This window comes from Roseibium sp., from assembly GCF_965216085.1.
Taxonomy (GTDB): Bacteria; Pseudomonadota; Alphaproteobacteria; order Rhizobiales; family Stappiaceae; genus Roseibium.
Window position 1 is genome coordinate 1,741,231 of record NZ_OZ244138.1, and the last position, 21,760, is coordinate 1,762,990.

Below are 21,760 nucleotides of genomic sequence, written 5' to 3' on the forward strand. Positions count from 1 at the left end.
CTTAAGTAAATCTGAGGAGTAGCCGCTATGGGTCTTTCAAGCGCCCTGAATACCGCGGTTTTTGGCATAAGTTTCAATCAGCGTCAGATCGATGTCACCGCTGCAAACATCGCTAATGCCGATACTGCCGGCTATTCCAAAAAAACAGTTTCCGCAAATGCCTATTTTGATGGCGAAGGCAATGTTGCCGGCATTGTGAGCAATGAAATCAGCCGGGTCATCAACGAAGAGATCCAAGCTGACTATTTTGCATCACTTGCTGATACCAACTATGGCAAGCAGATTGCTGCCTTTACCGACCGGCTTGATGATATTTTCGGAACAATCGGTGACCAGACCAGTCTGTCCGCCCTGGCCAGCGAACTCACATCATCTTTATCGGCACTGGTCAATCAGCCCGGCAATTACGCAGCCCAACAAGAAGTTGTTGCAGCCGCGGATGCGATTGCCCGGGAGTTGAATTCTTCTTATCAGCAGATTGCTGATTTAAGGAAGGAAGCCGATGTTGCTCTTGCCCGTCAGACTGAGACGGTCAACAATCTTCTGTCCAGCATAGAAGCTGTTGATGCATCCGTCCGTGATGCGACCCAGGCAGGTGTCTCCAGTGCGGAGATGGAAGACGAACGGGATCGCCTCGTAGAGCAGCTTTCTGGCTATCTTGATATCAATGTCAGCAAGACCAGCGAAAACACGCTGTTCATTCAAAGCAAAAACGGCCAGCCGTTGTTCTCTGATGGCAACGCGGCAACTCTTGCATTTCAGCCGACCAATCAATTGGGTGCTAATCAGCAAGGAAATGCAGTGGTTGCAACGACTGCAGGCGGTGCTACATTTGATATCATTCCGGCCGGGTCAACGGGATCGGATAGGACGATCGGTACCGGCCTCATGGTTGCGACCATGGAGTTGCGCGATGACGTTCTGATTGAGGCACAAAGACAACTCGATACGATTGCAGCGGAGTTGTCGCTGGCTTTTTCGACAGTAACCACGAACGCCACAGCGGTCAGTACAACAGCGACAGTCACGCAAACTTTGGATGTTTCGAACCTGCAGGCTGGTGATACGCTGGAGTTGACCTACACGGACGGCGCCGGCGCCCAAAGCTCAATCACCATCGTTGCTGTTACCGACGCATCCTTGTTGCCCTTAGCCAACACCGCGACAGACAACCCGAATGATACTGTCTTTGGCGTCGATATTTCGACCGGGCTGGCCACATACATTGATGATATTGTAACGGCGCTGGGCGGCTTGCCTGCCGGGTTGGCCGTGTCAAAAACCGGTGGAGATGAGCTTCAAATTGTTGATAGCAACAAGGCCGCATTGCCGTCTCTGGATAGCCTATCGAAGAACGTGACCCCAACGGCCAACAGCGACCAGGGGCTAGGACTTTCGATCTTCGTTGATCAGCGGAATGGTACGGAGATTTTCACTGACTCTCTTGAAAATGGCGGGCAACGTGTCGGCTTTGCCCGTGGTATCGGCGTAAATCCGGCGCTGCTTGCTGACGGCTCATTGCTGGTCAATTACCAGACAACCCCCACGCCCAACACTGAGAACGATCCGGCGCGGGCGCAGTACCTATTGAACGCTTTAACTAGCGATACCGCCTACTTCGATCCGAATGCCGGGATCGGCAGTGCCTCTAGCCCGTATCAGGGCACCGTTCTGGATTACATCAATCAGACGGTTGCTTATCAGGGCAACCAGGCGGCTGACGCCAAAACTTATTCGGATTCCAAAGAAGCGCTGACCCTAAACCTCGCGATACGCTATGAAGAAAGTTATTCGGTCGATCTGAATGCTGAAATGGCGTTCTTGGTCCAACTTGAAAATGCTTATTCAGCAAATGCCCGGGTTATGCAGACCATCAATGACTTGATGCAAGAACTTCTGAACGTTGTGAGGTAGATTATGCCTGTTTCATCCATCTCCACGTCCCGGAACTACCTAACGCATCAGCTGCTTGACCTGCAAAACCAGCTGACAGAAAAAACGACCCAGCTGGCAAGTGGGAAAGTCGGCACGACTTATGGCGAAGTTGGAGACCGGCGCCTTTTAGACATACAGCTGACCCAAAAAGTCAGCCTGATCGCATCGTATCAGGACACAATCACCATTTCGAACCTGCACCTCGAGACGATGACTGTGTCGCTCGACCGCCTGGAAGATATCCGCCAGGATGCCAAATCCGCAATGGATACCAATGACTTTGTGATCCAAAGCGATGGTCAAACACAGACTCAGTCGCGTGCTGAATTGCTGCTTAATGAAGCGCTGAACATTTTGAACACCGAAGTTGCCGGTTATTTTCCCTTTGGAGGGACTGATGCGGTCTCGGACCCGGTTCAGGCGCTTAATGCGATCATGGATGGAGCCAACGGCTTGTCCGGCCTGAAGGACTACATGAGTGAGTTTTCGCAGGCAAACCTTGGCGCATTGAACAACGGTCGTATGACTGTCTCAGCGCTGACAACAACTCCGGGCCCAATCGATTCTACATTTACCATTGCCGAAGATGGAGCTCATGATTTCGGGTTTGACATCTCCGCAGTCACATCCACGCTGACGAATGTTGCGATAACGGGTCCTCTAGCAGCAGACCCGGACAGTTTCGATGTCCAATTTACCGGTCAGCCGACCTTGGGCGAAGAGATTGAGATCACGTTGACATTGCCGCCAACGCACACGCAAACAACAAAAATCAAGTTGACCGCTGCGACAAACAATGAGGTCGAAGGAACCTTTGCGATTGGTGCCGATTTGGCGGTTACAGCGCAAAACTTACGCGATGCGATCGAAACTGAGCTGCAGGACGCGGCGCGGACGACGCTGAAAGCGGCATCGGATATCTGGGCATCGGATGAGTTTTTTAGCACTTATAATGGCGAAGTGCCGCAGCGCATTGATGGGCCGCCGCATACGACAGCGACCGCACTTACCTCTGGTGCGACGGATACTCTCGGGTGGTATACAGGCCGCAATACGACGACGACTGATCCAAGAACCGATAAAAACGCAATTGTCGATACGAATCTAACCGTTGAATACGGAGTCCGGGCGAACGAAAAGCCATTGAAGGAGCTCATACAGAGCCTGGCAACATTTGCAGCAGCCGATTTTTCAGGCGGGGCGCAGATCGATGAAGAGTATTACAATGCTCTATCGGCAGATCTGCGGACAATTCTTCAACCCGCAGGCATCGACCAATCTGGAATTGTAGATATTGCGACAGACATTGCAATTGCTCATCGGACAACCGCATTAACCGATGAACGTCATGTCCAGATGAAGAACACTTATGAGGCGACCATCGGTGAGATCGAAGGAATTGATCAGAACCGGCTGGCAGCCGAGATACTGCACCTGCAGACCAATATTGAGGTCTCCTACAACGCATCTGCCATCGTGTTTAATTTGAACCTGGCTGATTATCTAAGGTAACCGTTCTATACGTGGCATAGGGCCTCATATAAATTCTCACTGTTGTTGCAGCTGAGGGAAACTTAATCTGTCCGGCTAGAGCATGTTACCAATAATCGTATTCCTATGATGTCGATTTGAGTTCAGTTCGCTCGGTACCGTGCAAAGCGGTGCGATGCCCCTTTCAATCAGCGGGATATAGCCGATGCACCCAGCTCTCACGTTTTGAAAAGGCTGGACGAGTTTTTGTCATTGGCCCTGTTTTGCTTTTGTTGACCTGCGCCGCGCCACCAAACCCGCCAAGGCAGAAAAAACATAACGGTCCAATGTTTCCCGGTTAACGTGGCCCGCTCCATGTCCAGACTGCGTTTGAACATGCGGCATTGGATGTGACTGGAAAACGTCTTCAGTACAAAAAAAGCCGGTCGCATCAGCAACCGGCCTTTAACATGTTTACGGCGTAAAAGCTTATTCCGGCTGAGCGCGCAATCCTTCTGCGATCGTCCGGTTTATGCTGATTAAGGTCGTCAGCTTCTCAGGGTCCTGCGTGGTGATTACTGTCATTGTCTGCTTGAAGACAAAGACACCAAGTGACCCGATGTTGTTCTTGATATCTTGTGGCAACGCGCTGTCATCACTGGTCGCAGACGTGACGAGGACAGTCCACAATTTCCGATTGTAAATCAGGGCGTCGTCGACTTCGGCCAGGGAAAGGTCGTCCCATTCATCCTTAATCAGCTGAAGCCGGGCGGCGGCTTTCATCAGCAGATTCGCTTCCAGCTCCCGCGGTGACACCGCTGCCACTTGTGCTGTTTTCTGGTAGGCCTGAGCTGCCTGTTTGTACATGACTGATCAGCGTCCCTTCATACTCGATGAGCTTACGAGCTTCTTTCAGTGCCTTATAGAAGGATCCGGATAATATTGAGTTACTAATCCTTGTCACATAAGGAATGGTACTCGGCGCGGCCTTCACAATGTCATTGACCAGGGTGAAGTAATCTTCCTTAATCTTCTCCAGGTCGGTGGATAGATACATCAGCTGAACGGCGAGATAGACCCGTTTGGCCGGTGTATCCGCAGTGGCTGGTGTGAGAATATCCTTTTCTCTCAGAATTGGTGCCTGGCCCTCGATAAACAGGCGGGTGCGCTGGTTGTCATTGGTAATGACACTGTCGCCAATGATGATGCGTTCGCCTGGCTTAAGCTCGACCTTGAGCGCCATTTCTTGACCTCCACTTTCGAGTATCGGTTTCAAACGTTAACAAATAGGTTAACACTTTTACCCGGTACCGGACGGATTAGGCTTTGCCCACTAGCCGAATAGGCTCAGAACGCTTTGCTCCGCCTGGTTCGCTAGGGATAGGGCCGTTGACGAAAGCTGCTGACGTGTTTGAAGGGCCAGCATGTTTGCGCCTTCTTCGTTCATATCAGCAATTGTTAAGTCTCCAGCGCCGACTTCAAGCGTATTGATGATATTCTGGGTAAAGTCGGTCCTAATCTCAACAGTGGATAACGATGTTCCAAGTGTTCGCGCGGAATTTCGCAGCTCATCCAGCGACGCATTGATCGCTTGGAGTACGCGTTCAATGTCTGTATCGGTCTTGAATTCCGATGCTGTCGCGCTCAAGGCGACTGTTCCTGATGCGGAAGCTAGTCGCATGCGATTGTAATCGGCATTGTCGCTGGTGATGTTGAAGGAAACGTCGCCGATCAAGCTGACACTACCGCCGGAAAATGTTGCGCTCAGGCCCTTCACATTGTTGATCAGATTCACCAGATCACTAACAGTGGTCTCAGCATCAATCTCAAGTGATGCCGGCTCAAAACCGTTGCCGTCTGTGATGGTTATGGTGTCGCCTGCTTGGAAGCCGCCCGAGGTGATAAGGGTATTTGTGGCTGATAATGCAGTCGCTGTCAGTGTCGTCGCGCCCGCGGTGATACCGCCGTCGGACGTTGAACCGCCACCGTTGGCGTCTTTGGTGATTGTTACGTTGCTGTTGAGGCCGGTGACGAGAGTGATGGAATCTGTCGTTTCATCAAATGATGCATGAACGCCGGAAAGGCCGTCAAGCGCATCTACATAGTCTTGAACTGTGACGATATCCACGCCGACGGTCAAAGTAGTTGTCGTCGAACCGTCAGTGACCATGACGTGATTGTTGTCAGCAAAAGCGGCCAAATCTGTTAAGTTCGAAGAGGCTTGAAGCCCCGTTAAAGTCAGCTGTGCAGTGCCACCATACATGTTGAACGACGACGTGCCGGTACCACCAGTCGCCAGATCGTCTAGGTTGAGGCCTTGATCAAGCGTCGTGTCCGTGTAGTCGACCGGATTAACCGTCAGGTTGGAGGTGCTGTCTTCGTTGAAGATGACCTCCAGCTCATTGCCAGCGCCAGCCAGAAGGTTCTTGCCCTTATAGCTGGAGTCTTTTGCCATGTCTTCGATCTGCTCGAGAATGGCATTGTATTGGATGGCAAATTGGCGTCTGTCGTACTCACTGGATGTCTGCAGCGCCTGGTTGGCAATCGCTTTTGCCGATTCCACCAGTTTGGTGATCGAGGTGATGCCGTCATCCGCGGCCCGCAGCGTTTGAACTGCCTGACCCATATTGTCCAAAAGATTGGAAAGGTCACCGGCCCGGTCGTTGAGTGTTTGCGCTGTGAAGTAGGAATTTGGATTGTCGAGCGCCGAATTCACCTTCAAACCCGTCGCGAGACGGTTCTGGGTGGTTTCCTGGAAACCTGCAGTTTTCTTCAGCGACAAAAGGTTGTCGCGGACCGCGCTGGAAAGAACAATATCAGGCATCTGATTTCACCGCATATCCTGTTCAGTACTCGGCAAGGCCATCCCGGACATCTCATGAGCAAGACTGGTCCTTTGCCGTAAATCTAAACGGAAAGTTAATCGGTGATGCACTGTTTAACGTTATGTAAATGAAAGTTACCAAAAGCTTTCTTTTAAGGCATTGAATTTTAAGGATAAAAAAAATACGCCTTCATAAGTAATATGCTGAGAAATACGAAAACGGCGGGCAAAAGGCCCGCCGTTTCTGTTTTTGTAGATGCCGCAGTCTGTGCGACTGATTCTTCTTTTAGAACAAGGACAGTACCGTCTGATCCGCCTGCGAGGCGAAGGAGAGGGATGTCGATGCCAACTGCTGCCTTGTCTGCAAAGCCAGAAGGTTTGCGCCTTCTTCGTTGGTATCTGCCAAGGTCAGCTTACCGGCACCTTCTTGGAGCGTGTTAACCAGCGCCCGGGTATAATCCTGACGGTTTTCCACGATGGACAGGTTGGTACCGAATTCGGAAGCCTGAGTTCTCAGGTTGCCGAGTGCATTGTTCAACCGGGTGACGACGCGATTGATGTCAGAGTCTGTCGCAAAACCGGAGTCGGTCAATGCCGAAAGGCTAAGTTGGCCGTTGGTCGTGGCGGCGTAATCCTCACTTGCGAAGTCGGTGTTATTGGCGCCGTCGCGTTTACTGCCAATCGTTAGGTCGGTTTCCGATGTGATGCTGACGCGGCCGGTCGAGTTGTTGAACGCGCCAGTTACACCGTTGAAGTCATTGATGAAGTTAACAAGATCATCAACAGTTGTATCTGCTTCGATCTCCAGGGAGCCAAGCTCGTAGTTGTTGCCGTCCGTCAGGGCGATCACGTCACCTGCTTTGAACGAGCCGCTGTCGGTGAGTGTCGATGCGGAGGTCAACGCGGAGGCATTAACACTACCCGCAGCGCCGATGGTCAAAGCAACAGAAACAGACGCAGCCGCAGTGTCGTTGATCAAGAGATCTTCGTTGCTGTAGATGGTCAGTTGGCCATTGCTTTCATCAAATTCTGCACGCACACCTTCAACCGCGTTGAAGGAGTTGACGAGGTCCTGAACGGTTGCACCAGCTGTTACTTGGGAACCCGCGATTACAGTCGGGGTGCCGGAGGCTGCATTGTCGATGAATTGCAGCGTTGTCGTTGTCGAAATCGCTGTGGATTCGCTCAATGTCGAGCTGGAGTTCAGAGACCCATCTGCACCGGTCAGGGTGATGGTTGTTTTGCCACCAGAAAGGTTGAACGCAGTTGCGCCGCCTTGACCTTCGACAATGTCTGAGAGGTTGAGGCCGTTAGACAGAGACGTGTCTGTGTAATCGATGGCGGAGATATCCAAGCGGGAGGTGGCATCCTCATTGAAGATGGTCCGCAGATCGTTACCGGTACCAGCGAGCAGGTTCTTGCCTTTGTAGGAGCTGTCTTTCGCGACATCTTCCACCTGGCTGAGCAACTCGTTGTATTGCTTGGCAAATTGTTTGCGTTCGTACTGGCTTTGGGTCTGCAGAGCCTGGTTGGCTTTCGCCTTTGCCGATTCCACCAGCTTGGTGATGCTCTGAATACCGTCATCAGCGGCCTTGATGGTGTTCACGGACTGACCCATGTCATCCAGAAGGTTGCTCAGGTCGCTGGCACGGGCGTTCAGACCCGACGCTGTAAAGAAGGAATTCGGGTTGTCTAGAGCTGAATTCACCTTCAATCCAGTCGCCAGTTTGTTCTGGACGCCGGACATCAAGTCTGCAGTGGATTGAAGAGTGAGAAGGTTCTGCCGCACGGCAGCCGACAGGGTAATGTCTGCCATAGTTTATCCCTTTCCTGGGTCACATGTACAGCCGCTCTTCCTGAGCAGGTTGAGTAGAGAATTCCCTGTTAACCTTAATCAATGGTAAATTCGTTGAAAAACGAGGTTAATGGCTAGTAAATCGAAAAATGAATTCTGCAAAAAATAACAATATATATACAAGATTAGTGTCATTTATATTGTTAAAAATAACAATGATTTAAGTGCCTGGATGTGCAAAGGTTAACGCGCGTGGAGGTCGCATGGCGCAGAATTCTGCCGATTATGGCCGTGAGAAGCAGCGCGGATTAAGAGTTTAAAAAAAAATGCAAAAAAAACGGGCCCGGAGGCCCGCTTTGATTGATTTGTACACCAGCCAGTGGTGATATGGTTAAGGCTAACCTCTTTAGAACAGTGACAAAACCGTCTGATCTGCCTGAGAGGCGAAGGAGAGGGAGGTTGAGGCGAGTTGCTGCCTGGTTTGCAGCGCCAGCAGATTCGCCCCTTCCATATTGGTGTCCGCCAGCGTCAATTCACCGGCACCTTCTTGAAGCGTGTTGACCATTGCTGTTGTGTAGTCTTGGCGGTGCTCAATAGTCGATAGGTTGGTGCCGAACTCCGATGCCTGGAATCTCAAGGTTGAGAGTGCATTGTTCAGCCGGTCAACAACTCTGTCGATTGCATTGTCCGTGGCAAAACTGGAATCTGCCAGTGCCTGTAGCTGAACTCCGGTTGTGTTAGCGGTAAAGTCAGTGGCATTGAAGTCGGTGTTCGTACTGCCGTTGCGTTCACTTCCCAATGTAAGGTCCGTCTCAGACAAAATGCTAAACCTTCCAGTTGCGTTGTTGAAGGACGCATCGACACCCTGGAAGTCATTCACAAAATTGACGAGGTCGCCAACTGTCGTGTTTTCATCGACTTCCAGTGACCCCAATTCATAGTTGTTACCATCGGTAAGGGTCAGGGTGTCTCCAGCGGCAAAGGATGCGCTATCTACTAGCTTGGCCGTAGTTGAAGCATAATCGGTGGCATTTACTGATGCCGCGACACCACCTAGCGTTACTGCAGCTGAAAGAGCGCCGCCATCTTCTGTCAAGACAATATCTTCATTGCTATAGATGGTGAGTTTTCCGGTTTTATCATCAAACTCGGCGCGAACACCATCCTGCTTGTTCAGTTGGTCTACGAGTTCTTGTACGGTCGCGCTAGCTGTGACGACGGAGGTCAGCGCCGTGGCTGCGGTGGCGCTTGTATCGACCAGTTGCAAGCCATCTGTGGCGGCAATATCGGCTGATTCATGTAGTTTGGAGCTGGTATTCAGCGTTCCATCTGCGCCGGTCAACGTTACGGTGATTTTCCCGCCGGTCAGATTGAATGCAGTCGCGCCACCTTCGCCCTCGGTTAGGTCCGAGAGATTCAATCCGTTGGACAGTGAGGTTTCGGTGTAGTCGACCGCTTCCATGGTCAGTTTTGAAGTCGAATCCTCGTTAAAAATGGTTGTCAGGTCGTTGCCTGCACCAGCGAGGAGATTCTTGCCCTTATAGGAGCTGTCTTTTGCTACGTCTTCGATCTGCGTCAGCAGGTCGTTGTATTGGGCGGCAAATTGTTTGCGCTCATACTGGCTTTGGGTCTGCAGAGCCTGGTTGGCTTTTGCTTTTGCAGATTCGACCAGATTGGTGATGGTCTGAATTCCTTCGTCTGCTGCCTTGATCGTCTGAAGCGATTGGCCCATGTCATCGAGCAGGGTGCTGAGATCGCCAGCGCGTGCGTTGAGGCTGGACGCTGTGAAGAAGGAGTTTGGATTGTCGAGAGCCGAGTTCACTTTTTGCCCCGTCGCCAGTTTGTTCTGGACATCGGACATGAGGTCGGCTGTGGACTGGAGGGTGAGGAGGTTCTGCCGGACGGCGGCGGAGATCGTGATGGACGACATAGGAAATCCTTTCCTGGGGCCATGACATCTCTTCCTGAGATGACAAAAATAACATTGTTAAAAATAACAATTACTATTTGTCTCGCATTCTATGGTTAACAGGGTGTTAATCGGCTTTCAGATAGCGAAACACCACCCACGTTTCGGCGCGCTTTTCACGTTGGAAATCTTGGGGTTGGGCCGGGGGAGGCTGCGGAGCTTTTTTGATTAAAAAAGCGGAGGAGGCGGGGTTTGAGGAAGGCCCGCTTGGACGAAAATTAAAATGAAGACTGAGTTTGAAAACAAAAAAGAAAAAGGCGGGCCTGGGCCCGCCTTTTCCTGATCGTGTAAGACTTTCTGTCTTAGAAGAGACGCAGAACGTTCTGGTCTGCCTGAGATGCGAAGGACAGGGACGTCGAGGCCAGGCTCTGACGAGTCTGCAATGCCAGGAGGTTTGCACCTTCTTCGTTGGTATCGGCCAGTGTCAGCTTGCCAGCACCTTCTTCCAGCGTGTTGATCAGGTTCTTGGTGAAGTCCTGACGGTTTTCCACGATGGACAGGTTGGTACCAAACGAGGAAGCCTGGGTTCTCAGGTTTCCAAGAGCATTGTTCAGCTTGCCGATGGTCCGGTTGATGTCGTTGTCCGTGGCAAAACCGGAGTCGGCCAATGCAGCAATGCTGAATGAGCCGTTGGTTGTCGCCGCGAAGTCCTCACTCGCAAAGTCGGTGTTGTTGGACCCATCACGTTTACTGTTGATGGTCAGGTCAGTGTCAGAGGTGACGCTGATCCGGCCGGACGAGAACGAGGAGGAGACACCATTGAAATCGTTGATGAAGTTGTTGAGATCATCAACTGTGGATGTCGCTTCAATCTCAAAGGAGCCCAGCTCGTAGTTGTTGCCGTCCGTCAAGGTGATGGTATCGCCAACTTTAAACGAGCCACTGTCTGTGAGTGTTGAACCCGATGTCAGTGCGGAGGCATTGACACTACCCGCAGCGCCGATGGTCAAAGCAACAGAAACAGACGCAGCCGCAGTGTCGTTGATCAAGAGATCTTCGTTGCTGTAGATGGTCAGCTCGCCATTGCTTTCATCAAACTCCGCACGCACACCTTCAACCGCGTTGAAAGAGTTGACGAGGTCCTGAACGGTCGCGCCAGCTGTCACTTGGGTACCCGTGATTACCGTCGGGGTGCCGGAGGCTGCATTGTCGACGAATTGCAGCGTTGTCGTTGTCGAAATCGCTGTCGATTCGCTCAATGTAGAGCTGGAGTTCAGAGAACCATCTGCACCGGTGAGGGTGATGGTTGTTTTGCCACCGGAAAGGTTGAACGCAGTTGCGCCGCCTTTGCCTTCGGTCAGATCCGACAGGTTCAGGCCGGTGGACAGGGTGGTGTCGGTGTAGTCAACAGCGGAGACATCCAGTTTGGACGTGGAATCTTCGTTGAAGACAGCCCGCAGATCGTTACCGGTACCAGCCAACAGGTTTTTACCTTTGTAGCTGGAGTCTTTCGCAACGTCCTCGATCTGGGTCAGCAGTTCATTATACTGAGCCGCAAATTCTTTCCGCTCATACTGGCTCTGCGATTGCAAAGCCTGATTGGCTTTCGCTTTTGCAGATTCAACCAGCTTGGTGATGGCTGTGATACCTTCATCAGCTGCTTTAATGGTCTGAACCGACTGGCCCATATCATCAAGCAGGGTGCCCAGATCGTTTGCACGGGACTGGAGACCGGAAGCGGTGAAGAAGTTGCTTGGATTGTCCAGAGCTGAATTCACCTTCTTACCGGTGGCCAGTTTGTTCTGGACATCGGACATAAAGGAAGCAGTCTGCTGGAGAGTGTTGAGGTTATTACGAACCGCGCTTGACAGAGTAATGTCAGCCATTTTGTTTCCTTTCTAGGAACACGAGATACACAGTCCCTTCCTGGGACAGGGCACCATCAAAGGCTGAATCTGGAAATGGAATCTAAAGAAACATGGTTAATGGCTGTTATGGATAACGTAAGGTAAACACGTGTGGACGCCGGAGTTACACCCCGTCGCTTGAAATATATATAGTTTCAATATTCTAGATCATCGGGCGTTTAATCGACGCTGATTGAACGCCCGATGAGGTATTGTTAAAATTACTTAGAACAGCCGGAGCACGTTCTGAGAGGCCTGCGAGGCCATGGACAGGGAAGTCGACGCCAGCTGCTGCTGGGTCTGCAACGCCAGAAGGTTCGCACCCTCCACATTGGTGTCCGCCAGGGTCAATTCACCGGCACCTTCCTGAAGCGTGTTGATCAGGGAGGTGGTGAAATCCTGCCGGTTTTCCACGATGGACAGGTTTGTGCCGAAAGTTGACGCTTGCGCCCGGAGACTGTCTTGAGCGCCTTTCAAAGAAGACAATGCAGCCTCGATTTTGGCGTCAGTGTCAAAGTCACTGATTGACCCTGCCATTGCAGTATCAGTGCCGTTCTTAGCTATCTGAAGGCCTTCGCCAGCAATCGTGACTTTACCGCCGGAGTATGCGGAAGTTACGCCAGTCAGACCGTTGATGTCTGATGCAAGCGAGGTCAGAGTATGTGAGCCGGTAATCGTGACCGATCCCACCGCGTCTCCGTTTTTATCCGTGATACTTAGCGTATCACCGGCAGCGTAAAGACCAGCTGAAACCAGGTTAACGCCCCCCGTCGCGCCAGCTGTCGCAACCGACAAAGATGCGGTGCCTGTGGTTGCGGTGGTGTCAACATCGCTCAATCCGAGACCTGCGGAAGTGTCTGTGTAGTCGACCGCTTTGATAGACAATGACGACGAACCGTCTTCGTTAAAGGTGACTGACAGATCATTGCCGGTACCAGCCAAAAGGTTCTTGCCCTTGTAGCTGGAGTCCTTTGCCAAGTCTTCCATCTGGCCGAGGAGATCGTTGTATTCTTTGGCGTATTGGGCACGCTGAGCTTTATCCGAGGTCTGCAACGCCTGATTGGCCTTTGCCTTTGCGGCGTCGACCAGATCCGAGATCGCCGAAATACCTTTGTCTGCTGCTTTCAGCGTCTGGACGCCCTGACCCATGTCGTCAAGCAAGGTACCGAGGTCGCTTGCCCGGTTTTCCAGGCCTTTTGCCGTGAAAAACGAGTTCGGATTGTCGAGGGCGGAGTTCACCTTCTTGCCGGTCGCCAGCTTGTTCTGAACCTGGGACATCATGTCCGCAGTCGCGGTCAAAGTGTTGAGGTTGGCGCGGACGGCGTTGGTGAGGGTGATGTCGGACATTTCTTTTCCTTCCTTGGAAAAACGCAAAACAAGATTCCCGTCCTGGGGATCACCGACCAAGAAAGACTATAGGTATTAATGACAATGTAAAAAATACGGTTAGCGAAAATTAACCTTAACAAGATGTTACGATCACTTTGCGGCAAAAGTGGCCGATGTTCAGCTGTTTTTGCTGGATGCTGACCCAAAGCCGGCAGATATCGAGGGAAGGAGCCGCGGCAATTTATCGGGCGCCGCATAAAGGGTACCGCGCCGAGGGGCCACTCTTTCTGTTCGATTGGTTGAAGCGGAGAGGGGCTTCAACAACTAGGGGAACCGCCAATCCATTTGGAGTGCGGGAGACGTTATGACTGCCGGGTAAGAGGGGATCTTTGCCCCAATGAAACAGAGGCAAGGCAGGCGCTGATTTGGTAGGCTTTGCTGGATGGCTGGCACACATCTACTGAGTTTAGGACCAGGGATAGAGCCCGCCCGGACTTATTTCTGCGCGGATCGGCAATTGGCGGAGTTGGTTTAGCGATAAACGAGGCCGCAATGTTATCTAATCACCTACTCCCGTAGAGAGAGGCACGGGTAGGGATTCTAGTATCCGCGCTAAATAGCGGTAGGTTTGATCTCAATTGATGTACGTTGGTCGGGCCTGGCCTTCGCTGAGGCGGCAGTTGCAAGTGCCAGAGACATATCTTGCGCAACTGATCTATTGGGCCTGGTTTGTCCAGTACGAGACTTGAGGGAAGGGGGCGCGAAAGTCGTTTTTTTGTGTGGCCGATTTGCGGGAGCCGCACTTGCTAAACCTCTCAGGTCGAGGTCCATCACAATCGAAAATCTTGATAAACCGCGGCGGCGGCCAGCGGAGGCTGGGAAAATAAAGTTCGATTGTACCGGTGCCGGCCTACGCTACCTAGGCGGTGCGTTGGACGGCGTCCGGATTTTCTCCTGTGCGCAGAGCATCGATCTGATTGCGGTGAGCCTGGACCGTTTCGCTGTAGGCGCGCAGCCGTAGCAAGGTTTCGCTCGGAATCTGCCGGACAACTTCGCCTGTTTCCGTGTCGGTTGCCACGTAAATCAGGCTTTCGCTTTCCGGATCGATCACGTTCTGCCGGGTAATGGCAGGCGTATACCGCTCTAGCGCGGATTGATTGGGTTCATCATCCGGCTTGCGGTTTTGCTCGTAGTTTGCGGACCTTTGTGTTCCGGTTGAGTCTCCTGTTGGTCTAACAGTTTCCTCGGCCGGCAAATCTGTCGATGTTGCCGGTTTATCTTTGTCCGGGGCCCGTGTAACCGGCGTAATCGCCGTATATGTCGGCGATGGAGGCCGGACTAATGCGGTATCCATTTTTGCCCTCCGGGTTACTTCGTACATTGACCCGATCTTGGCAAAATAACGTAAGGGAATGAATTTTCCGTTAACCGAATGGTTAGGAATTTAAGGGTGTGAATTTATCTTTTTGTAGTTGTTCCTGATTCGTATTCGGTTGCATTGCACCAACGAATGTCGGCAGGAAAACAAGCCCTCCGCAAGTCTGCCAATAGGACCGGTAGCGGTCTTACAAGGACTGATTGACAGCAATGCCCTGCGCAGATTTTGGGCCATTTGGGGCGGTGCCGGTCCGGCCGTAAGTGGTTGGTGCGTTGGCGTTTTGGGCGCCAACTGCCTTTGCGACCGACGAGACAATGTTATTGGTTACTTCCCGGGCCGTTGCTAAAACCGCCAGATTGATACGCAAGACCGGCTGAAATTCGCCATGCTGGCGCCGTAAAGACTGAGTGGCCGCCGGCGCGAGGTTGCCAAGAGCTATTGCATGGTCCTTCGCGGTCATCATGCCGCGGGTGTATTCATGTATGAGCCTGGCTTTGTCTGCCTGCAATTCTCCGGCGTCTTTCAGTTTGCCGGCGCGCACCAGATCCGTTTCCATCTCAATGACAGACAGAAGCGCTTCCATAGTGCTGGAAAGGGCCGAGCAAAAAGTTTCCGCATCCTGTTTGCTTGCCGGGCGCTCCAGGGAAAAGGGAAGCGTGTTGGAATTTGGTTGTGCGGTCATTGGGCGCCTTCCTGCAAAGCAAGCAATTCACGTTCTACACTATCTGCGATTCCAACGCCGCCGGCAGCTGAAATCGTACGGGCATATTCATCGACCAACATGCTTTGCCAGGCATCGGAGCCGGTTCCGCCATCCCAGGCGCCGCCGTTCTCAAGGCCTGTAAACATATTCTGAAGCATGTTGTTCAAAAAGACCGCTTCAAATTCCTCCGCCGCGGCACGGGCTGCAGTTTTGCTGGTCCGGTCGACGCCTTGAAGGACATCAAGAGGATTGGCTCTTGGTTGCGAGGGGGCAAGTGGCAAATCCATCACAGCACCTCGATTTCAGCTTGCAGCGCGCCAGACGCTTTGATCGCTTGAAGAATTGAGATCATGTCGCGCGGTCCGATGCCCAATGCGTTCAATCCATCCACCAATTGTTTCAAAGTTACTGTTCCTGGAACGATTGCCAGTTTGGCATCCGGATCGGTGTTGACGTTTAATTCTGTGCGCGGCACCACGGCGGTTTCGCCATTGGCAAAGGGTAGGGGCTGCACGACTTCCGGGGTTTCTGCGATCGTGACCGTTAGGTTGCCCTGGGCGACGGCCACCCTAGAGACCTTCACATCTTGCCCCATGACAATGATGCCGGAGGCTTCATTGATAACAACTTTTGCTGCCAGATCGGGTTCAATGATCAATTGCTCGATGTCGGTTAGAAGGTCGACGATATTGCCATCATATTGGCGCGGTAGTTCCAATTGGACTGTCGCCGGATCAACCGGCTCGGCGGTTGGCATGCCGATGAGTTCGTTGATCGACAGAGCGACCCGGCGGGCCGTTGTTAGGTCCGGATTACGCAGCGCGAGTCGCACGTTGGTTAAGGAGGCCAGTTTGAATTCCAGTTCCCGTTCAACGAGACCACCATTTGCGATCCGTCCGGCTGTGGGGACGCCCTGAGTGATTGACGCTGCATCACCTTGCGCAGTGAAGCCGGCAATGGCGACAGACCCCTGCGCGATTGCATAAACCTCACCATCGGCGCCAACGAGGGGGGTGACGAGCAGAGTGCCGCCCTGAAGGGATGAAGAATCCCCAAGAGCACTTACATTGACGTCGATCCGTGTTCCTTGGGTCGAGAAGGGCGGCAGGTTAGCCGTCACCATCACGGCAGCCACGGTGTTGGTGTTCAGAGCGCTGTTCCGCGTGTTGACGCCGAGACGTTCCAGCATGGCCTGCAAGCTTTGCTGCGTAAACGGGGTGTTGTTCAAAGAGTCGCCGGTTCCGTTCAGACCAACCACGAGACCGTACCCGATGAGCTGATTTTCACGAATGCCTTCGAAGTCCGCGATGTCTTTGATCCGCGATGAGGCGTCTGCTGCGATAGTCATCAAAAGCTGCGTGCACAAAAGCGCTGCGGCGAATAGGGCAAACCGGACGGTTGGGCCTGGGAAATATGTGCTCAGGTGACGCATTCTTGACGCTGATCCATGTGATTGGCCGGGTTTAGTGGCCGATGGTCGGTTGGGTTCCAAATGCATTATGCGAGAGCCGTGCCAAGTTTCTGGTTCAAACCGGCTGCGACTTAAGAGTGGCTGGATTCTGCGGGGTTTGCGGAAAATAGGCGAGCATATCCACGCAAATTCGCTAAATAGAGTTAATCATTAAGAATAGATGCCCGGCAAATATTGCCTTGCTGACCCGGACTCATTTACCCTTTCAGGCAGAATCTGACAGGAGCTGGAGCAACTTGGTGTCGGCCAGCTATCAGAAAGATTGGATAAACAAGATGCGCATTACCGGGAACAAACCTCTCAGCGGTGTTCAGGGGCGTGGAGCCAAAAAGCGCAGCGCCTCCGGTGGAGAATTTACACCGGATATGGGTGGAGCAACGGATCTCCCCCAAACCAATGAAACAGCCGGCGGTGCCGGAATCCAGGGCATTGATGCTTTGCTGGCACTTCAGGAAGTGGATGAACGCTCCGACCGCCGCAAAAAAGCAGCGCGCCACGGGCATTCGCTTCTTGATAGTTTGGAAATGATCCGCGCAGATCTGTTAGCAGGCCTGGTCTCAGAAGATCGGCTGGAGCATCTTGCGGCGACTGTATCCAATCGCCAGACCAGTGGTGATCCAAAGGTCGACGCTGTGCTGGAAGAAATTGAACTGCGCGTAAAAGTCGAGCTTGCAAAGCTTGGCCGATTTCCAGATGCCCCTGCGTAAGGGTTTTGGGGATTAACCACAAATTTGACTAAAATTTACGCAACAGCTTGAAACATATGCTTTTTTCTACAGGCTATTTTTCACAAATGAACCGTTGTCCCCGCGGGGAAGCGTCTATATATATAGCCCGTCATAACGGTAAACCGGAGCGATAGATGACGGTTGATATTGAGTCTGAGTACCGACCCTCGCAAGACGAGCCGTTCATGAATGACCGGCAGCGCGAATACTTTCGAAACAAGCTGCTAGCCTGGAAAGATGAAATCCTGAAAGAAAGCGCGGAAACGCTCGCGAACCTTCAGGAAGAAAGTCAAAATCATCCCGATCTGGCCGATCGTGCGTCTTCAGAGACTGACCGGTCTATTGAACTGCGGGCCCGTGACCGTCAGCGCAAATTGATCTCCAAGATCGACGACGCGTTGGAGCGAATCGCGGATGGCAGCTACGGCTATTGTGAAGAAACTGGCGAACCGATTTCTTTGCGCAGACTTGAAGCACGGCCAATTGCGACTTTGTCGATCGAAGCTCAGGAAGCGCATGAGCGCCGCGAGAAGGTGTATCGCGACGACTGATTTCCAGTAACGGCCGGTTTGACGAGGCATGCAAACCAACTGACTTTTCAAGCCTTCCCGTTTTCGGGAAGGTTTTTTTATGCGTTTGGCTACCAGGCCTAACTCAAGCTCAGGCTATCTGTTCCCAAAAAAGAAATCGGGCACGGCACTCGGGGAGCGAGATGCCGTGCCCGGTTCAGCAGCTTAAGGCAGACCACGTCTGACCAGCCAAAAGCTGCCGGGGGAGCTATGCTGCCTTTCGGATTAGAAGGGCAGGAGGATATCCAGGACCTGGTTGCCGTAGCGTGGTTGCTGGACGTCGGTGATTTGGCCGCGGCCGCCATATCCAATCCGCGCTTCGGCGATCTGCTGACTCTGGATGGTGTTGTTTGATGTGATGTCTTCCGGACGGACAATACCGGCAACGATCAGCTCACGTACTTCGAAGTTGACCCGGATTTCCTGGCGGCCTTCGATGACCATGTTGCCGTTGGGTAGTACCTGCGTGACCACGGCAGCGACAGTGGTGTTTAACTCTTCCTCACGGTCAACCTTGCCGGAGCCCGCAAAGCTTGAGTTGCTGTTGACTGCGCCAAGATTGCTGGCGGTTGTACCTGCGGGCAAGAATATGGTGTCTATGGCCGTGCCGAGGGCGCCGGTCACGCCCGAGCCGTTCGTCTCAGTCCGGCTCCTATCTGTGTCGTTTTCGATCTCGGCTTTTTCATCAATGGACACAATCACAGTCAAAAGATCGCCGACTTGGCTGGCCCGTTGGTCCTTGAAGAAGGCACGGCTGCCGGATTGCCATAGAGAATTCGGGTTATAGTGGGCCTGAACTGGTTCTGGCATTGGCATTTGGACCGGCCGGTATCCCGGCGTTGTGGTCGGATCTTGGATGGCATTGAGTGCCGGTTGCTTGCCGACGTTTGCCAGCCGGTCGGCGCTGCCGCAGCCGGCAACCAGGGCGGCAAGCGCGATACCTGCCAAGAGTGAATTACAGCGGTAAATAGACATTAGTTGGCCTCATTGTTCAGGCTAGCAACAACTGCATGGGCGGCATGAACAATTACTTGGCCGCGAGAGGATACCGTCGCAGGGACAATGCGCCGGGATTGAAGGTTCATCACATCAATAACGTCGCCTTTGGCACCGTTGGTCAGGGCCTTTGCCCGGGATGTGAGTTTCATGGCCCCAAGATTGAAGGTGACTGTCACCTTGTCACCGCGGGAAATCAGAATGGGGTGTTGAAAGTCTTTACGGGAAAGCGGCTGGTTGGAGCGCATATTAACCCGGGCGGCTTTGCCGATGATGTCTTTGCCGTCATGAAGGGCAGCTGACATGACTTTGGATTTGGGAAGTCGGACGGTTGTCAGGTCGGCTTCTTGAACGATATCGCCGCGTTTTAAAGGCTGGCTCAGGGCTAGAACTTCGATCATCTCCACTGCAGATCCCGTGATCGTCAGTGGTTTAGCGCCGTGTTCAACGGCTACAGTTGCATGTGCTGTGAAATAGCCAGTTTCCTGTGACCAATCTATCCGATTAATCCGGACAGGATCCTGAACTTTTGGGTCTGCCAGAACCTGCATTGGTGCCTGGATCAGTTTGATGTCTAAGGAGGTTCCATCCAGGCTGGCATTACGTTTGGAGAAATCCAGGCGGATCAAGTTCTCCAGCTGATGTCGGTTGAGTTTGGTTGCGCCCCGGTGAACCACGACTGTCCGCAGTCCATCTGTTCCTGCAGTTTCAAGTCCGGCGTCACGGGCCCGTTTTGCCACTGTGCTAGCCGGAACATTGCCGGATGTTCCCATATCCGGCGAGCGGAACAGCGGGACCATGGCCAAGCTTCCTGCGTTCGAATAGAAATCGCCGACTGTGACAATTTCCGAAAGTGTCATGACCTGCGATCGCAAGACCGGGCGCTCGTTTGCTTCTGCCGATACGTTGGCAAGTGCAGCCATGGTCAGGCTAAGAGCGGCCATTAGTAAGGTCTTCATTGACTTAAGCCTTTCTCACTAGCGGATTTGGGTCGTGGTTGAGTACATCTGGTCCGCGGCCTGAATGACTTTGGAATTCATTTCATATGCGCGCTGAGCCGATATGAGGTCGGCGATTTCATTGACAGCATCAACATTGGCCATCTCGAGGAAGAATTGCTGGGTGCTGCCAAATCCGTCTTCATTCGGGTTTCCGGTTTGTGGTGCACCACTGGCGTCGGTCTCTAGAAACAGATTGTCGCCGATTGCTTCCAGGCCGGCTTTGTTAACGAACCGGGCAAGTTGGATTTGTCCGAGGTCAACGGTGGCGCCTCCCTCATCGATGCCTTGAATCTTTCCGCTCGGAGCAATGGTTAAGTCTCGCGTATTGTCCGGAATGGTGATGTTCGGGTCGAGCTTATAACCGTCAACGGTCACCAGTTGCCCGTTTTGATCCCGTTCAAAAGAGCCGTCTCTTGAGTAACCGGTCGTCCCATCGGGAAGCTGGATCTGAAAAAAGCCTTCTCCCCGAACAGCGATATCCAGCTCCTTGCCGGTCTGTTCCAGCGAACCCTGCGACATAACGCGGCCGGTCGAGGCCAGTTTTACGCCGGTACCGATCTGGATCCCTGTCGGAACGATCGTCCCGGCATCAGACGTTTCGGTGCCCATGCGTCTAAGGTTCTGGTAAAGCAGATCCTGAAAGTCGGCTCGTTGCTTTTTGTAGCCGGTGGTCCGCATGTTGGCGACATTGTTCGAAATGACTTCGACGTTGTACTCTTGCGCCTTCATACCGGTGGCTGCGGTGTAGAGAGCTCTCATTTTGCTAACTCCTTAAGGCGCTCAAGCTTCAAGTTTGCCGAGCGTCTGGATCGCTTGCTGACGCAAGTCGTTGACGTTCTTCAGCATCTTCGATACGGATTCGTAAGCGCGGGTGATTTCGATCAGCTGGGTGACTTCATAGACCCCTTGGACGTTTGAACGTTCCAATGCACCTTGCATTATGCCAACCTTTTGCGGGATGCCGGGGTTTTCACCGCGAAAGAGATTGTCGCCGTTTTTCTGCAGCGCTTGCGGATCTTCAAAGGTCACAACACGGATTTTTCCGCGGATGCCTTGCTCGGTCGAAATCGTGCCGTCTTTGGCGATCTCAACAGCGCCGTCTTCCCGGGAAATCGTCAATGGGCCGCCAGTGGTCAGAACCGGCCGTCCGTCCGCAGTAACAAGTTGCCCGGTCGCATCCAGAGAAAAAGCCCCGTCGCGCGTATAAGCTTCCGATCCGTCGCCCATCTGAACCACGAAAAACCCGTCACCCTCGATTGCAAGGTCCAGGTCATTCCCAGTTGATTTAAAGGCGCCGGTGTCGAAATCCGTTATTGACTGATAGTCCAGCACATAAGACAGCGAATGATCCGGCGTTTGAAATTCTGTCGCCTCGGCAACCGGCATCAAATACTCTTCAAAGAGCAACCGCTGCGACTTGTATCCTGTCGTGTTTATGTTCGCCATATTGTTGGCGACCACATCCAGCTGGTTCCGCAAGGCGGTTTGCCGGGACAGGCCTATTAACTGTGCGTTCTCCATATCGAACGGCTCCTTTGCTCCCCGATGAGCGCGTCTGCCTCCCCAGACATCGGCGCCCGTTAAGGTTAATGCAGGACCCGTGCCAGTTTTTAAATCCTTGGGAAAACTGGGCAAAACCTTCAGGGGGAGGATGCAAGCGGCAAGAGATTCCGGCAGAAGTTAACCACTTGGCAATTTTTGCCCGGTGACTCGCTGAGGTGGAGTGGTAACCAATCGTTAACCAT

At 52.7% G+C, this 21,760-nt stretch carries 19 protein-coding genes; 4 read left to right on the plus strand and 15 right to left on the minus strand.

The features are described 5' to 3' along the window. Positions 1-27 precede the first annotated feature (27 nt). Both ACOOFE_RS07940 and ACOOFE_RS07945 read left to right on the plus strand, forming a co-directional pair. Positions 28-1,914 carry a flagellar hook-associated protein FlgK gene (locus ACOOFE_RS07940; RefSeq protein WP_420414458.1) on the plus strand — a complete coding sequence of 629 codons (1,887 nt, stop codon included), beginning with the start codon at positions 28-30 and terminating at the stop codon, positions 1,912-1,914. A gap of 3 nt (positions 1,915-1,917) precedes the next feature. Further along, complete coding sequence (locus ACOOFE_RS07945) at positions 1,918-3,447, plus strand: flagellar protein (RefSeq protein ID WP_420414459.1); 1,530 nt, start codon at positions 1,918-1,920, stop codon at positions 3,445-3,447. Between the two features lie 447 nt (positions 3,448-3,894). Here the strand turns inward: ACOOFE_RS07945 and flaF are convergent, their stop codons facing one another. From flaF to ACOOFE_RS08000, 11 genes are all read right to left on the minus strand, one after another. Then, positions 3,895-4,272 (minus strand): flagellar biosynthesis regulator FlaF, encoded by a 378-nt coding sequence (flaF, locus tag ACOOFE_RS07950; RefSeq protein ID WP_420414460.1) that lies wholly within the window; start codon positions 4,270-4,272, stop codon positions 3,895-3,897. Then, entirely contained in the window at positions 4,157-4,648 is a 492-nt protein-coding gene (gene flbT, locus ACOOFE_RS07955) for a flagellar biosynthesis repressor FlbT (RefSeq protein ID WP_420414461.1), read from the minus strand. Before flbT ends, flaF begins: the two co-directional genes overlap by 116 nt. Positions 4,649-4,738: 90 nt before the next feature. Beyond that, entirely contained in the window at positions 4,739-6,229 is a 1,491-nt protein-coding gene (locus ACOOFE_RS07960; RefSeq protein ID WP_420414462.1) for a flagellin, read from the minus strand. Between the two features lie 286 nt (positions 6,230-6,515). Continuing rightward, positions 6,516-8,045, minus strand: coding sequence for a flagellin (locus ACOOFE_RS07965; protein WP_420414463.1), 1,530 nt, complete (start codon positions 8,043-8,045; stop codon positions 6,516-6,518). A 385-nt stretch (positions 8,046-8,430) separates the two neighbouring features. Then, positions 8,431-9,954 (minus strand): flagellin, encoded by a 1,524-nt coding sequence (locus ACOOFE_RS07970; RefSeq protein ID WP_420414464.1) that lies wholly within the window; start codon positions 9,952-9,954, stop codon positions 8,431-8,433. A 341-nt stretch (positions 9,955-10,295) separates the two neighbouring features. Then, complete coding sequence (locus ACOOFE_RS07975) at positions 10,296-11,819, minus strand: flagellin (protein ID WP_420414465.1); 1,524 nt, start codon at positions 11,817-11,819, stop codon at positions 10,296-10,298. Between the two features lie 246 nt (positions 11,820-12,065). Next, entirely contained in the window at positions 12,066-13,187 is a 1,122-nt protein-coding gene (locus tag ACOOFE_RS07980) for a flagellin (RefSeq protein WP_420414466.1), read from the minus strand. Between the two features lie 901 nt (positions 13,188-14,088). Beyond that, positions 14,089-14,523: a flagellar protein FlaG gene (locus ACOOFE_RS07985; protein ID WP_420414467.1), complete on the minus strand. Its 435-nt coding sequence runs from the start codon at positions 14,521-14,523 to the stop codon at positions 14,089-14,091. Between the two features lie 211 nt (positions 14,524-14,734). Next, entirely contained in the window at positions 14,735-15,229 is a 495-nt protein-coding gene (locus tag ACOOFE_RS07990; RefSeq protein ID WP_420414468.1) for a flagellar protein FlgN, read from the minus strand. Then, positions 15,226-15,537 (minus strand): rod-binding protein, encoded by a 312-nt coding sequence (locus ACOOFE_RS07995; RefSeq protein ID WP_420414469.1) that lies wholly within the window; start codon positions 15,535-15,537, stop codon positions 15,226-15,228. The genes ACOOFE_RS07990 and ACOOFE_RS07995 overlap by 4 nt, the downstream gene beginning before the upstream one ends. Then, on the minus strand, positions 15,537-16,682 hold the full coding sequence (locus ACOOFE_RS08000) for a flagellar basal body P-ring protein FlgI (protein ID WP_420414470.1): 1,146 nt from the start codon (positions 16,680-16,682) through the stop codon (positions 15,537-15,539). Before ACOOFE_RS08000 ends, ACOOFE_RS07995 begins: the two co-directional genes overlap by 1 nt. Positions 16,683-16,960: 278 nt before the next feature. Between ACOOFE_RS08000 and ACOOFE_RS08005 the strand changes: the two genes are divergently transcribed. Continuing rightward, positions 16,961-17,428: a flagellar assembly protein FliX gene (locus tag ACOOFE_RS08005; RefSeq protein WP_420414471.1), complete on the plus strand. Its 468-nt coding sequence runs from the start codon at positions 16,961-16,963 to the stop codon at positions 17,426-17,428. Positions 17,429-17,583: 155 nt separating this feature from the next. Continuing rightward, entirely contained in the window at positions 17,584-18,000 is a 417-nt protein-coding gene (dksA, locus tag ACOOFE_RS08010) for an RNA polymerase-binding protein DksA (protein WP_141185944.1), read from the plus strand. Between the two features lie 243 nt (positions 18,001-18,243). Here dksA and flgH read toward each other — a convergent pair whose 3' ends face one another. From flgH to flgF, 4 genes are read right to left on the minus strand one after another with little or no spacing between them, the layout of a single operon-like run. After that, the gene (gene flgH, locus ACOOFE_RS08015; protein WP_420414472.1) at positions 18,244-18,993 is read right to left on the minus strand and encodes a flagellar basal body L-ring protein FlgH; all 750 of its coding nucleotides are present in this window, start codon (positions 18,991-18,993) and stop codon (positions 18,244-18,246) included. Beyond that, positions 18,993-19,973 carry a flagellar basal body P-ring formation chaperone FlgA gene (flgA, locus tag ACOOFE_RS08020; RefSeq protein WP_420414473.1) on the minus strand — a complete coding sequence of 327 codons (981 nt, stop codon included), beginning with the start codon at positions 19,971-19,973 and terminating at the stop codon, positions 18,993-18,995. The genes flgH and flgA overlap by 1 nt, the downstream gene beginning before the upstream one ends. Before the next feature lie 18 nt (positions 19,974-19,991). Then, entirely contained in the window at positions 19,992-20,774 is a 783-nt protein-coding gene (gene flgG / locus ACOOFE_RS08025) for a flagellar basal-body rod protein FlgG (protein ID WP_420414474.1), read from the minus strand. A 21-nt stretch (positions 20,775-20,795) separates the two neighbouring features. Next, positions 20,796-21,536, minus strand: a complete 741-nt coding sequence (gene flgF / locus ACOOFE_RS08030; protein ID WP_420414475.1) for a flagellar basal-body rod protein FlgF — start codon at positions 21,534-21,536, stop codon at positions 20,796-20,798. Positions 21,537-21,760: the final 224 nt, after the last annotated feature.

Bases quoted from the DNA above. Each gene is read 5' to 3' on its own strand.
- ACOOFE_RS07965 (WP_420414463.1), bottom strand. From the start codon at position 8,045: ATGGCAGACATTACCCTGTCGGCTGCCGTGCGGCAGAACCTTCTCACT.
- ACOOFE_RS07990 (WP_420414468.1), bottom strand. From the start codon at position 15,229: ATGACCGCACAACCAAATTCCAACACGCTTCCCTTTTCCCTGGAGCGC.
- ACOOFE_RS07975 (WP_420414465.1), bottom strand. From the start codon at position 11,819: ATGGCTGACATTACTCTGTCAAGCGCGGTTCGTAATAACCTCAACACT.
- flbT (WP_420414461.1), bottom strand. From the start codon at position 4,648: ATGGCGCTCAAGGTCGAGCTTAAGCCAGGCGAACGCATCATCATTGGC.
- flaF (WP_420414460.1), bottom strand. From the start codon at position 4,272: ATGTACAAACAGGCAGCTCAGGCCTACCAGAAAACAGCACAAGTGGCA.
- ACOOFE_RS08000 (WP_420414470.1), bottom strand. From the start codon at position 16,682: ATGCGTCACCTGAGCACATATTTCCCAGGCCCAACCGTCCGGTTTGCC.
- flgG (WP_420414474.1), bottom strand. From the start codon at position 20,774: ATGAGAGCTCTCTACACCGCAGCCACCGGTATGAAGGCGCAAGAGTAC.
- ACOOFE_RS07940 (WP_420414458.1), top strand. From the start codon at position 28: ATGGGTCTTTCAAGCGCCCTGAATACCGCGGTTTTTGGCATAAGTTTC.
- ACOOFE_RS07970 (WP_420414464.1), bottom strand. From the start codon at position 9,954: ATGTCGTCCATCACGATCTCCGCCGCCGTCCGGCAGAACCTCCTCACC.
- dksA (WP_141185944.1), top strand. From the start codon at position 17,584: ATGACGGTTGATATTGAGTCTGAGTACCGACCCTCGCAAGACGAGCCG.
- flgA (WP_420414473.1), bottom strand. From the start codon at position 19,973: ATGAAGACCTTACTAATGGCCGCTCTTAGCCTGACCATGGCTGCACTT.
- flgH (WP_420414472.1), bottom strand. From the start codon at position 18,993: ATGTCTATTTACCGCTGTAATTCACTCTTGGCAGGTATCGCGCTTGCC.
- flgF (WP_420414475.1), bottom strand. From the start codon at position 21,536: ATGGAGAACGCACAGTTAATAGGCCTGTCCCGGCAAACCGCCTTGCGG.
- ACOOFE_RS07960 (WP_420414462.1), bottom strand. From the start codon at position 6,229: ATGCCTGATATTGTTCTTTCCAGCGCGGTCCGCGACAACCTTTTGTCG.
- ACOOFE_RS07995 (WP_420414469.1), bottom strand. From the start codon at position 15,537: ATGGATTTGCCACTTGCCCCCTCGCAACCAAGAGCCAATCCTCTTGAT.
- ACOOFE_RS07985 (WP_420414467.1), bottom strand. From the start codon at position 14,523: ATGGATACCGCATTAGTCCGGCCTCCATCGCCGACATATACGGCGATT.
- ACOOFE_RS07945 (WP_420414459.1), top strand. From the start codon at position 1,918: ATGCCTGTTTCATCCATCTCCACGTCCCGGAACTACCTAACGCATCAG.
- ACOOFE_RS07980 (WP_420414466.1), bottom strand. From the start codon at position 13,187: ATGTCCGACATCACCCTCACCAACGCCGTCCGCGCCAACCTCAACACT.